This window comes from Marinicella rhabdoformis (assembly GCF_009671245.1).
In the GTDB taxonomy this organism is placed as follows: domain Bacteria; phylum Pseudomonadota; class Gammaproteobacteria; order Xanthomonadales; family Marinicellaceae; genus Marinicella; species Marinicella rhabdoformis.
Genome location: NZ_VTFS01000001.1, coordinates 1121874 through 1133883, shown reverse-complemented (window position 1 = coordinate 1133883; position 12010 = coordinate 1121874). Strand labels below are relative to the sequence as shown.

General features: G+C 40.1%; 12 protein-coding genes. 8 read left to right on the top strand and 4 right to left on the bottom strand.

Annotation, left to right across the window (positions count from 1 at the left end; all coding sequences use genetic code 11):
* Positions 1 to 29: 29 nt before the first annotated feature.
* From FET73_RS04980 to FET73_RS04955, 6 genes are all read left to right on the top strand, one after another.
* A complete protein-coding gene (locus FET73_RS04980; RefSeq protein WP_246172640.1) occupies positions 30 to 1211 on the top strand; it encodes a ribonucleotide-diphosphate reductase subunit beta in 1182 nt (393 codons plus the stop codon).
* Between the two features lie 123 nt (positions 1212 to 1334).
* Complete coding sequence (locus FET73_RS04975) at positions 1335 to 1955, top strand: hypothetical protein (RefSeq protein WP_154222800.1); 621 nt, start codon at positions 1335 to 1337, stop codon at positions 1953 to 1955.
* 321 nt (positions 1956 to 2276) lie between these two features.
* Entirely contained in the window at positions 2277 to 2903 is a 627-nt protein-coding gene (locus FET73_RS04970; RefSeq protein ID WP_154222799.1) for a hypothetical protein, read from the top strand.
* A 59-nt stretch (positions 2904 to 2962) separates the two neighbouring features.
* The gene (locus FET73_RS04965) at positions 2963 to 3334 is read left to right on the top strand and encodes a hypothetical protein (RefSeq protein ID WP_154222798.1); all 372 of its coding nucleotides are present in this window, start codon (positions 2963 to 2965) and stop codon (positions 3332 to 3334) included.
* A gap of 480 nt (positions 3335 to 3814) precedes the next feature.
* A complete protein-coding gene (locus FET73_RS04960; RefSeq protein ID WP_154222797.1) occupies positions 3815 to 4396 on the top strand; it encodes a hypothetical protein in 582 nt (193 codons plus the stop codon).
* Between the two features lie 16 nt (positions 4397 to 4412).
* The gene (locus tag FET73_RS04955; protein WP_154222796.1) at positions 4413 to 4883 is read left to right on the top strand and encodes a hypothetical protein; all 471 of its coding nucleotides are present in this window, start codon (positions 4413 to 4415) and stop codon (positions 4881 to 4883) included.
* 395 nt (positions 4884 to 5278) lie between these two features.
* Here the strand turns inward: FET73_RS04955 and FET73_RS04950 are convergent, their stop codons facing one another.
* Positions 5279 to 6112 carry a DUF2306 domain-containing protein gene (locus FET73_RS04950; RefSeq protein WP_154222795.1) on the bottom strand — a complete coding sequence of 278 codons (834 nt, stop codon included), beginning with the start codon at positions 6110 to 6112 and terminating at the stop codon, positions 5279 to 5281.
* A 243-nt stretch (positions 6113 to 6355) separates the two neighbouring features.
* Between FET73_RS04950 and FET73_RS04945 the strand changes: the two genes are divergently transcribed.
* On the top strand, positions 6356 to 7456 hold the full coding sequence (locus tag FET73_RS04945; RefSeq protein ID WP_154222794.1) for a helix-turn-helix domain-containing protein: 1101 nt from the start codon (positions 6356 to 6358) through the stop codon (positions 7454 to 7456).
* A gap of 52 nt (positions 7457 to 7508) precedes the next feature.
* Here FET73_RS04945 and FET73_RS04940 read toward each other — a convergent pair whose 3' ends face one another.
* Complete coding sequence (locus tag FET73_RS04940; protein ID WP_154222793.1) at positions 7509 to 8402, bottom strand: TolB-like translocation protein; 894 nt, start codon at positions 8400 to 8402, stop codon at positions 7509 to 7511.
* Positions 8399 to 9265: an alpha/beta hydrolase gene (locus FET73_RS04935; protein ID WP_154222792.1), complete on the bottom strand. Its 867-nt coding sequence runs from the start codon at positions 9263 to 9265 to the stop codon at positions 8399 to 8401. The genes FET73_RS04940 and FET73_RS04935 overlap by 4 nt, the downstream gene beginning before the upstream one ends.
* 162 nt (positions 9266 to 9427) lie before the next feature.
* On the opposite strand from FET73_RS04935, the gene FET73_RS04930 reads away from it, so the two are divergent.
* On the top strand, positions 9428 to 11539 hold the full coding sequence (locus FET73_RS04930; RefSeq protein ID WP_154222791.1) for a winged helix-turn-helix domain-containing protein: 2112 nt from the start codon (positions 9428 to 9430) through the stop codon (positions 11537 to 11539).
* Positions 11540 to 11605: 66 nt separating this feature from the next.
* Here FET73_RS04930 and FET73_RS04925 read toward each other — a convergent pair whose 3' ends face one another.
* Positions 11606 to 11992, bottom strand: a complete 387-nt coding sequence (locus FET73_RS04925; RefSeq protein WP_154222790.1) for a VOC family protein — start codon at positions 11990 to 11992, stop codon at positions 11606 to 11608.
* Between the last annotated feature and the right edge of the window lie 18 nt (positions 11993 to 12010).

Sequence of the window (12010 nt, the reverse complement as noted above, 5' to 3'; positions counted from 1 at the left end):
TTAAAACTTATCTGAGGAGAGAGTAAACCATGATGAATTGGGATGATCCATTAGGCACTGGACAAGAGACGCAAGAATCTAAGGCCGAACCTAAAGTGGCAGAAAAGCCAGCAACGGAAGCAAAAACACAACAAGCGGTTGAAGCCAAAAAAGAGCAGGCAATCAACGTCACACCAGAAAACACTATTAAAAATGCCATGAGCGGTGTTGAACCAGTGCGCGCTGAAGACAAGCGTGTGGTGAATGGTTTAACGGACGTCAATCAACTGGCACCGTTCAAGTACCCATGGGCTTGGAAATTCTTTTTGAATGCCAACAAAAACCACTGGACGCCTTTGGATATCAACATGACCCAAGACGTACATGACTACAACAAAAAGCTGACAGAAGACGAAAAGCACGTTTACCAAAATGTGTTGTCCTATTTGACCACCTCAGACATCTTGGCGATGCGCAACATCGGCTTGGCCGTGATGGAAAAAATGTCGGCCCCAGAGTTACAAATATACCAAGCGCGTCAGGTGTATGAAGAAGCCTTGCACACTTGGACTTACCAGCATTGTATTGAAACCATTGGTTTGGACCAAGGCGAAATATACAACCGTTATCGTGTTGTGCCTGAAATCAACCAAAAGATTCAAGTCGCTAACCGCCGACTTGATTCCATCATGCGACCCGGCATCGACCTGAATGACAAAGACGAGTTAGAAAACTTCGTCTTGGCTTACATGTTCTTTGGTGCGATCTTTGAAGGTTGTTGGTTCTACAACGGCTTCAGCCCTATCTTCGCTTTGCAAAGACGTGGCCTGATGAAAGGCACCGCCGAACAGCTGCAATACATCATGCGCGACGAAGTCATGCATTGTTCCTTCGGCATCCGCGTGGTGAAACAAATCATCGAAGAAAACGACGTCAAATTAGACCCAGCCAAAATCCGCGAAATGTGGGACGAATCAGAAGCCGCCGAAGTCGGTTACGCCAAATACCTGCTGCGCCGCCCAATCCTCGGCTATTCAGCGGACGACCACTCAGAACAATTCCGCTACATCGCCAACAGACGCGCCCGCCAACTGGGCATCGAAGAACCCTTCCCCGGTGCCGAATGCACTTTGCCCTGGCTAGACGAACAATCCAACATGCGCAAAGAGAAAAACTTCTTCGAAACGCGGGTTACTGAGTACCAGACAGGTGGTGCTTTGAGTTGGGATTGATGAAGTATTAAGTGTATAAAAGACAAAGCCCGGTCAGAAATGTGTCGGGTTTTTTTTCAAAATTAGTAATAATGAATATGAAGCTACTGATTCTGATTCTTTAAATTCAAATATCTAAACAAAATGAAATTTAAAATATACATCCTATTTTTGGCGGTTTTTCTTCAATCTTGTGCCAAACCGCTGGTTAAACAGCATGATTCATTGAATTCAAAGACAGTTTGTTGTGATGATCTAAGCGAATTGCCATACCTAGAATTTCATCCTACAAAGAAAAACAAATTTAAAATTGACTCTGAGTCACCAGCATTTAGGTTTGGTGAAACAAAAAGTTATTTTTCAGCGTTCGAGTTGCCTGACTTCGAAGGCAAGTATTTTGAAGCGAAAAGTTACTTTAATGGCATGATGATTGGACAGTATTTTGACCCCATATTTATGACTTTAGATAAGAATCACCGAGTTTTAGAAGTGTTTTCCTTAAATTTACGGTTTGTTAATTCAAATTTATTTGGGGAGCAGAATGCAAATATGAAGGGATTGTTTAAAATTTCACCTGATTCAAAATACATGGTAGTTTTTACTGCTCAATTTGAAGAAGGTGACAACTATGCAAATATACCCCCCACAATGATTTCGTATAACGTGGGAAATAATGTTTATTATATGCCAGGAAGTGGTGCAAACATCAAGCTTGAAAGGTCTCCCACTGGAAAACTCATGCTCAGGTTAAAAGAGATTGAATAATCGCCCCTTTATTAGCGCCAAAAGAAAAAAATAAATGATAAAAGTTATGATGTCAATGACAATGCTGTATGTGTTTGTCACCACAGCATTTACAGCAGAAATAAGTGTTGTTAAGGAGTCAAAAGATAAAAAACTTCTTGAAGATCGACCTATCAAATTCTTGAAAGAGTAGCACCTCAGTACCCAACGTTGGCATTAGGGAGATCAAGGACAGGCATTAAACTAACAAAAAATCTAACATAGGTATGGCAATTAAGTCGAAGTGTGCTAAGTAATCTGCTAACTAATTTAGTACCGTCACCTGATGAATAGGAAAAGATAATGAACAGAAATGATTTAACCATTACTTTATGTTTAATTTTTTTGTTGGGTTTAACTCAGTCATGTTCAAAAAATCAGTCGAAATATACACAAGACCACAAATCTGTAGATAAATTGGAACTTCAACACAAAGTAGATTATAAAATAGTTTTAGCTGAACATATGGTTACAGATGACTCTGATACGAGGATATGTAACATGACTGATTTTGAGTTAAATTCACAATTTGAAGTAATAAAAAAAATTAAAGGGGAGTTGGAAATCAATGGCCCAATTATAAAAGTTTTAAATTGTAATCATTATTATGAACAACCATTTGTTGGAAGAAAGTATGATGGGTTGACAGCAGATTATGACTTTAAATGGTTGTTGCTTTTGACAAAAAAACATGATGGATATTTCCTTGTTGAATCCGAACTGGTATTTTCCTTAAAAGATAAAGGATTCGCCTTTTGTTCTCTTGGAAATAAAATTCAAAGTTTATTAAATTTAAGAAACGAATATCTTGGTGAGAAGATTGGTAATCCAATTTCTTTGGGTATTCATGAAAGATTCTATAGAAACTCAGAGTGCTATTCAGTAATAGGTGATTATGCATATTTAGATCATGGAGTTATTTTAGAATAATTAAATATGGATAGGCCTGTTCACAAGTCTATAACTAAAAAAACAACAGGTAATAAATTATGAAAAGAATTTTAGTTATATATGCTATTGCTGTTTTTATAACAGCTTGTGCTAACCATAGAGGTAACTACCTTGTTAGTGACGTCGTTGAAGCTATGGAAAGGTATGATGGAAATGTAATATCTGTAAAAGGTTATCTGCACATATCAGAATCCTTAAATATATCTTTATATCACATTCCTAAAGGTGAAATATATTTAGACTTGGCATTTGATTTAGAAATTTTGCCAAGAGAAAAGTATATTCCAGGTAAGTTTTACTGTGTTTTCGTCCGAGGGAAATTTATTCAATATACTGAGGATTTAATATTACTTGGAGCAATAAGCCCGTATGGTAGAGTTGATGTTAAATTGGTTGAGCATTGTGAATAAGTAGCATACAAGGATGGGCTCAGCCCTTAAAGCTAAATCATAACCCTATTGTTTTCCAGTTATGTGATGGGCAGAGCCCATCCTACAATAAAACGATGTATGCTTTTACTGCAACCGATACACATTCAAACTGTCGTCGTAATTCATCAATTTTTCGGCACAGCCGCCTTGGAATATGTCACCTTCTTGTCCGAAGTGATATCATATATCACCTCTAAGTTGGTGGCCAATTTCACTGTACCACTACACTTGTAACAACATCTATTACTATAAATAAATCTGTGCTTGAGAAGCTTGAAGATATGGCGTTGGTTAATAAACGAAATAATGTAGAGCCAAAGAATGTATCAGCCATAGTTAGATCCGCAGTAGACAAACACATTGGCTGTTAAGTGTTTTTTTGATCATGTTAATTGTAAATTATTGATATTTATTTTTTTAAAGTTTAAAGTACTTAAACTTTATAACAACGAAACACAAATGAAAAAATCCTCACTAACGCTCAAAATAATGCTTTTATTAATAGCATGTTCATTTAATGGGTACGCAGTAAAAGACCTTACATTATCTTCATACTATGAAGATGCTGGCTTATCAGGTTTTTCATATGAAAGACCACAACACTTATTTAAAGGTAAAGAAATTCTATCAGATGATTATATTTCGAGATCAGTATCATATAGCAAAGTTGGAATTCTTGACTTTGAAGTAGAACGTGAAAACATAAATTTACTGATAGAAATAGACTATAACTATGGAGAATTGAATTATACAAAAACATTCAAGGAAAATATTTATCAAACAGGTACTTTATATTTTCCTTCTGAAAATATAAAGATTGGGAAAGATTTGCAATTAATGGGAAAAGAAAGAATATTTTTCAACAAAAACAACAATGAAAAACGTGGCTGCGGCTCTCAACTTAAGGTTCTTGACGATATTTTGATATTAATTGAAGGGTTGATTGATAATGGAGTTAGCCCACAATCACCTATTATTGGTAGTTTGATGAATGCAGCAATACTTGCGATGAATAGTTTAATGTCATGTATGAGAAAATAAAAAAGGGAGTGTTGAAATGAAAAAACAAATTATATTTATATGCTTAACAGTTTTAAGTTGTAATGTATTTGCTGGTATTGCAGAGGTGGGTCAGTTACATACTGAGGGTACAGAGGTAAATTGGTTAGATGTTGGTAAATTTGAATATACATCATTAGTTAAAAAAAATAAGTACAGGTCAGTTTTTGATGCTGAAAATGGAGTTGTTACCACTTATATAGATGATAAAAAGTATATAGAACATAAATATTATCCTAAAACAAAGAGACATCCTCTTAGTGGTGAGATAGAACTACCAATCTATAATCTCAACTCTTATTCCACCTATAGCAAAAGAAGTTGTGGTGGACTTTGGCATAATTTGGACCAAATTATGGGAGTATATCAAAGAGCAATTGAGAACGGTGCGAGTGAAGAAATTTTGGATCATCTAGCAGATGCTTGCAACGAGGCTTTCATGCAACTTATATTTTGCATGATAAAGTAACAAGAAATAATATAGGCAGTGCCATAATTTTATTTGGCATTTACAGCTGGCGTTTCTAAAAATAAGAATCAAAAGACAATAATTAAATTTGTGGTCTTTTGATTTTTATTGATGTTTATAACGGAGTGGGGTGTTAAAAAACACCCATTATTTGAACACTACCACTAATGCACATCAGGCACTAGTACCCAATTTATATTAAGTCTTGATAACCCAGAACCCATCGCAATTTACGACCGCATGAAACAGGTAATTAGGGCTGTCGAGAAAGCCAGCTTGGTTGGGCATCGCTTCGCTCTGCGCCAACCTACACTTAATTAAGTCAATTCATTCAATCTTGAGGTGTTGAACCTCAAATAAGCGCTCGAATATTATGGCATTTAATGCGAATAGCCTTATATTCTTGGCAGCCACATCCCCATGGCGGCACCGAAGACACCGAGTATGATGATGAAGCTGATTAAAATAACCATAGTGGCTGTCAAAAACTGCTTTGGCACAGATCGACTTCTTTGTGAACGCAGGTAAATTTCCAAGAAGAACAAGGGCAGGATATAGACGGTGACGTAAAGCGCAGTCAAGAAAGGTCCTGAAAAACTGACTGGGTCAAAACCAACAGGTTTGCCATGAATGCTCAACCAAGCCATCATACCGACCCTAAACATCCAGACACCACTGGCCGCGAGGAACAAACGCAACGCCCAAATGCGGTGTAGCGCAAATTTTCTCATGCGGGCATATTTAAAGGCCTTAACAGCACACACCACAATGATGAAACCGTTGATCATGACAGCTGTGTGTCCTATCAAGGTGCCGACTATTTTGTCGTATCGTGTAATGACCATGAACATGCCAGTTAAACTTATGACCAGGGCTGTCATGACATAAAGGCGACCGTTCCACCTGTGTATGGCAGGCCATTTACTGCGTATGATGGGGATGAGTTGTATCAACCCGCCAACAGTTATAACGGCGGCCAACAGCACATGGGCCACCACAGCAATGTTGCCCCAAAAGTCGCCTTGTATGTACCCTCCAGGCATGATTTCATTGAATCGCTCTATATCTTGGTTTGCTGTGGCTAGGTAATAAAACATAACAATGTAATATGAAAATATCGCCTGGCCTACCAAGACGGTTGCGAACCAAAATTTAGCTGATCCATTCAATGCTTTTTTGGCGAATGAGTCAGACAGCCACCAAGGGCCTGATAATGTTTGTGTCGTCATTTTTAAATCCTCAATGATGATTTTTTGCTGTAAGTTAAACTGTCACTGTGTCATTTTTTGATTAAAACCCGTCTACGGCATCATTCCATGACCAACGATACTGTTGCATCATTCTGGGTGTGCTATTATTTATTACACTTGAAACTGTGTGCTGGACAGTTCATTCATTTTCTGGAATCGGTGGTTTAAATCGCGCCGATTTGGAAATCGGCCAGTAATAGATGTAAAAAATTAAAAAATGACATGAATCGAACCAATCACGTTAACAAAGAGCTCATTGCAGACCAAGAATCCACTTCGTATTTGAAGGCTGCTTTTGAAAAAGTAGTGAGCCAAATCAAACAAACAGAGCATTTGAAATTGATTTGGTGGTGCTTGGCCACGTGTATTTTATGCGGTACTTTGGCCAGATATTTGTCAGTATCAAGCGGGTTTACTTTTGGAATTTTGATGGTGTTGGGCTCAGGGGGTTGTGTTTGGTTTTGGTTATTGAGTCGAGCGCTTTTCCGCGACAGTATGGTCTTGTATTCGAAAATAGTTTGGATTGTCCCGGTGGTTATTGCAGTAGAGGCCGTTGAAGCACTTATGACACAAGCAAGCAGTAACGGCGCGATGAATGAATTCTCTAGGGTGTTCAATAATTTGACATCTTTGGTCTGCATAGCCGCAATCGTTTATGTTTGGAATGAAACCCTCAATGGTTTCAGTAAAATTCGTTCAAAACCAGAGCGTCGCTTCAGAATTGCTTTTTTGAGTGTCTTCAGTTTTATTGTTGCTGTCGCTGTGCTGTGGGTAATGGGTGCAAAAGCTGAAACGTTTGCATCTGAATGGAACAATGGTCTGATGACGTTTTGTGCTTTGACCGGGATGATTGGCAGTCGCTTGGCTGTGGCGTATCGATTGCGTACTTTGCTTTCTCAATCTTCGCGTTCTCAATTGATAGAAACACATGCTTTAGCAAAATCAGCTGATGAATTAAGCTCAGTTAGTGATGCCAATTTAATCGCTGATAAAGTCATTCGAGCGATTGAAAGTGAAGCCTTGCTCACTCAACCCAATCTGAAAGTTTCTAACTTGGCTGATTATATTGATGAGCAAGAATACAAAGTGACACGTTGTATTACCAACACCCTGAATTACCGAAATTTCAATCACATGGTTAATAAGTATCGCATAGACCGTGCGCTTAACATGCTGAAAAACCCTGAGAATAGCCACCTGAACATTGCCACCATCGCTTTTGATTGTGGCTATAACTCATTAGGGCCATTCAACAGGGCATTCAAACAATACACGGATAAAACGCCAAGCCAATACCGCCTAGTCAATATCGATAAGATTTAACTGGTGATTTGATTGCACAGTTAAAGTACGTTTTTAAAATTGATGCATGGTTTTAATGCTTTGTTTCAATTTGATTTTGCTGCCTGAGTGTTTCAATAACCTTGGCATCGACCCAATAAATACCGGTATTACCTTCTGCTACAGTTCGGTTGAACAAGATGTATTTTCCATCAGAAGTAACCGTCGCATAGGCATCCCAACCGGCGGAGTTTACTTGTTCACCCATGTTGATGGCAGGGCCCCATGAGCCATCATTTTGCTTGAAACTGATGTAGAGGTCAGAGTCCCCGAAACCACCTTCACGTTCACTGTCCCAAATCAGGTAACTTTCATCCGGTGCAATAAAAGGGTGTGCGGTCCATTCTCCACTGTTTATCTCAGGGCCCATCAGTTGGGGTGCTTGGCGTTGACCATTTTCAACTGTTGAAATTCGTATGACGTCTTTACTTTTATAGTCATCAAAGACATAAGTGCCTTTGGCCGAGGCAGTAAGGCGCATGATGCCCCAATCTGCTCGATCAAAAACAGGGCCCAAGCTTTTGCGATCTGACCAACCGTCAGCGACACGGTCTTTATAGCCTTCAGCCAAGTGCATGCGTTGTCCATCTGGTGAGAAGCTGACTTCACCTTTTCTTTTGAATTGTAAGTACTTTTTCCAAATACCATCTTGCTGACGAAACCCTGTAACGGTAATGGGCTGTCCTTCGCCGCTGCGCGTGGTGAAATAAAATTCTTTCATACCTGGGGCGAATACACCTTCAATATCCCAGCCAGACTGAGAAATGATACCTGGTGCAAAAGGCTCTGCCACCATGCCGGGTGGTTTTTGTCCCATCAGTGGGCCTTTCATGACGGGATAGTCCCTTTCTACATTGGCGTGGGTGTTGATAGAAAAGGTGAGCGTCAAGGACATCAATAGTGATTTGACTTTCACAGTTGTTCTCATAGTTGTTCTCCAGAATTTATGCTGTTGTTTAACCAAGTAACGGCGCGTACCACGGTCAAGGGGAACGCAGTTTGGTGATTGCCTTCAATGACAGGGTGGTTTAATGACAAGCCAGTAGATTTTATGTTTTTTAATAAAGCAATAAACGATTCAATGTGCACGGCCGCTTTTTGTTCCAATGTACCGTAGGAAATGAACACTTGGGCATTTAAGTTTTCGAGTTTTGCTGCATTCTGCGAGGCTAATGTTGAAAAGTATGTAACACCGGCTTCACGAAGTGAGGGGCTGCCGAGGATGTAATTGTTGAAAGTATCTGGTTGGGTCAGCAGTGCGTAAATACCGAATTCTCCACCAAGTGAATATCCAAAATAGCTGCGTTGAGCAGAATCGGTACGGTAGTTTTTTTCGATGTAAGCGATGACGTCATTGCGGATGAAATTCAAATGCTGACTGGCTTGTCCAAATTTGAATTTGGCTTGGCGTTCGGGTTTATCTGATTTGCGGGCAGTATAATCTCTGTTTCTGCTGACATGTTTGCCAACATCTTTGATTAAATCTTCATCGATGTCTTTCTGCCATGAGATGCCGACCAAAATACTGTTTTCCATGAGATAAGCAGTGGCGGCTGATAAGCCTTCGATGTGCCATACCGCATCGGTGAAATAAATCACTGGATAGCTGGTCTTTTCATCATTTTCATAGTCACCAGGCAATTTGATATACAGTTCATATTGATACCCTTTAACCGAATCCCTGATCGGAATGACTTGGGTTCCTGGTATGTCATACGTTTTGCCTTTGTCGGCGGAGGCGGTAAAAACTGTTAGTAATAACAATAAGGTGAGCAGTGTTTTATTCTTCATAAGATTAATGTCCGTTGATTAAAGTACTGATCTTACGGAACGCTGCGTTTAAACACCTGACGGCATAATGAATTCTGGCTGATTTTTTGCTGATTTAACTTTTTTTAAATGAAAACTGTTTAATTTAGTTACAATTGATGACATCAAACAGGTTATTTTTTTATGGCAAAACAGTATTGGCTTGGTGATTTTTATGTGGATTTATCGAGAAATCAAATCACCCAAAACACAAAAGTTCAGACACTTGCACCTAAAGCGTTGGCGGTTTTAACCTGTCTTGCTGAAAGTCATGGTCAAGTAGTGAGTCAGGACCGCTTGTTGTCTCAAGTTTGGCCTGATACTGTGGTGTCTCCCAATACCTTACAAAGAAGCATCGCCCAATTAAGAAAAGCACTTGGAGATGATGGTAAAGGGCAATCTTTCATCAAAACCCACGCCAAACAAGGATACAGTTTGGAGTGTGAGGTCAAATGGCAAGACCATACTTCAAACAGTCACAATAAAAACGAACTGCCAAACCAAGAAGGTTTAAAAACAGGGGAAAAAAGCACGAAGGCTTCGGCTGTTAGGACGGTATTTGTTGTCGTTGCGATATTGGTATTTGGATTGTGGGGGTTCTCATACCAAAAGCCTCAACCATCAGCTGGCCTCACTTTTGATGCATTGCATTTGCTGACGGCCACGGATGACAAGGAATTTGATCCGACTTATTCGCCGGACGGTCAATACATTGTTTTCCATCGCTATTTAGGCACTTTGTGTAAAGACAGGATTTGGGCCAAGCACATAGACAGTCAACAGGAAATTCAACTGACAAAGGATTGGGGTTCTTATGGCAGTCATGATTTCTCACCGGATGGTAAAAAGCTGGTGTTTTTTGCGACCCAAGCCTGTGATGCACCCGTGACCCAAAAGGATTGTTATGATTTGGTAACTTTAGATTTTGAGCAGGCTTTACACAGTCCGCAACAACCCAATATCATACTGCAATGCAAGCAGTCAAAAGTGGTCAAGCCCAAATGGATCAGCGATGACCATATTGTCATGTTTCAAAAGCAATCTGAACGATGGAAGTTAATCAAATACTCGATCAGTGATAACCTCAGTACAGACTTATATAATCCAACTGAAGGTGGCTTAATCGATTTTGCCTTCTCGCCACAAAAGCATTTATTCGCAGTGACCCGCATCCACAGTGACAATCAACAATACATTGAAATGCTAGACCTTGATGGTAAGCTGTTATCAAGCCACACCATAAAACGACCACCCGAGGTTTTAGAGCATCGCCGCATTCGACCCAACTTCGATCCCATGAATGACCAGTTGATTTTCAGCACTGGCAGGCAAATGTTCACCCTTTCCTACCAAGGTGAAGTGACCAAAATCAACTTGCCTTTTGATGACAGAATGATACAACCGGTATTTCATCCTGACGGTGACCGCTTGCTGTTAATCAAAGGGCCGTATGACAGTGACATCGTTAAGTTGCCATTGAATGAACTACAAAATCAGAACCCACCATCAGAAACTTATGAATCTTTCGAACGTTCCACGTTGGGAGAAGATTATGCGATTTTTCAGCCTGGTGGATCATTGATGGCGTTTTGGTCTGAACGGTCAGGTGAACAACAACTGTGGATCAGTGATGGCAATACATTAACCATGCTGACAGACTTTCCAACCGACAGTTTTATTCGTGGTATAGACTGGGCGGCTGATGGCCAAAGTTTACTGGTCAATGCCAATGGGGTGCTAAACAAAATTGACTTAGATGGCAAACGTACAATATTCCCCATGCCCTATGCTGTGTGGCAACTGTTTCAATGGGACAGTGAGAACAATACGGCTTTGCTAGAGGTGTTTGATAAGGGCGTGAGCCAATATCTTGAATATGATTTGAACCACTCAACAAGTAAAAGCATAGCTGACACAGCAATAAAATGGGCAGCAAAAACTGCTGACGGTCGCTTGATATATAAGGACAAATTAGATCGATTTTGGCAGCCTGGTGCTGTAGAACCAGAAAAGATTCTGGATCTAGACCATCAAGGAGACAGGGCGAACAGTTTTGTTATTAAAGGTCATGTTATTTACGCCATCAACAGCCAGCACCAGTTGTGGTCATATGACCTCAATACCCGGTTATTTACTGTGTTGGGCCAGGTTCGAGAAGAAGTTGACTATTTAACAGATGTCAGTGAAAGCCACGTTTTGCTTGGGGTCAGGATGTCAGCCAAAAAAGAAGTGGTGGAACTGACTGTGGGTAAGTAAGTTCAAGAGTAAACAAAGGCTGACAACACTGAACCTGACAAATCAGGTTCAGCATTGCTAAGTTGATTATTCCACCATACAAAAGGCATTCAGTTTATTACCATCTAAATCACGGAAGTAGCCGGCATAAAAGCCCTTGTCGGCACCTTCTGGTCTGAAGCCAGGTTGGCCTTCGTCGCTGCCCCCAAGTTCCAATGCTTTGTGGTAAAGTGCATCAACCTGTTCAGGTGTTTCCATAATCAATGCCACCATTATGCCATTTCCGACGGTTGCAGGTTTTTTATCGAAAGGTATGGTGGCCGCAATGCCGGGTGACAATTGACCCGGTGACCAGGCGACAAAGTAGTTCTCCTCTTCCATAGAACGACCCACGCCTATGGTTTCAAACAAAGCATCATAGTAAGCGGTGGCGCGTGGTAAATTGTTGGTTCCTAATGTGACGTAGCCAAGCATATTAAATTCTCCTGTAAG

What these genes read in the sequence shown, in the direction of transcription:
- FET73_RS04950 (WP_154222795.1), bottom strand. Translation starts at nt 6,112, where the DNA reads ATGACGACACAAACATTATCAGGCCCTTGGTGGCTGTCTGACTCATTC.
- FET73_RS04960 (WP_154222797.1), top strand. Translation starts at nt 3,815, where the DNA reads ATGAAAAAATCCTCACTAACGCTCAAAATAATGCTTTTATTAATAGCA.
- FET73_RS04930 (WP_154222791.1), top strand. Translation starts at nt 9,428, where the DNA reads ATGGCAAAACAGTATTGGCTTGGTGATTTTTATGTGGATTTATCGAGA.
- FET73_RS04935 (WP_154222792.1), bottom strand. Translation starts at nt 9,265, where the DNA reads ATGAAGAATAAAACACTGCTCACCTTATTGTTATTACTAACAGTTTTT.
- FET73_RS04980 (WP_246172640.1), top strand. Translation starts at nt 30, where the DNA reads ATGATGAATTGGGATGATCCATTAGGCACTGGACAAGAGACGCAAGAA.
- FET73_RS04975 (WP_154222800.1), top strand. Translation starts at nt 1,335, where the DNA reads ATGAAATTTAAAATATACATCCTATTTTTGGCGGTTTTTCTTCAATCT.
- FET73_RS04965 (WP_154222798.1), top strand. Translation starts at nt 2,963, where the DNA reads ATGAAAAGAATTTTAGTTATATATGCTATTGCTGTTTTTATAACAGCT.
- FET73_RS04940 (WP_154222793.1), bottom strand. Translation starts at nt 8,402, where the DNA reads ATGAGAACAACTGTGAAAGTCAAATCACTATTGATGTCCTTGACGCTC.
- FET73_RS04925 (WP_154222790.1), bottom strand. Translation starts at nt 11,992, where the DNA reads ATGCTTGGCTACGTCACATTAGGAACCAACAATTTACCACGCGCCACC.
- FET73_RS04945 (WP_154222794.1), top strand. Translation starts at nt 6,356, where the DNA reads ATGAATCGAACCAATCACGTTAACAAAGAGCTCATTGCAGACCAAGAA.
- FET73_RS04955 (WP_154222796.1), top strand. Translation starts at nt 4,413, where the DNA reads ATGAAAAAACAAATTATATTTATATGCTTAACAGTTTTAAGTTGTAAT.
- FET73_RS04970 (WP_154222799.1), top strand. Translation starts at nt 2,277, where the DNA reads ATGAACAGAAATGATTTAACCATTACTTTATGTTTAATTTTTTTGTTG.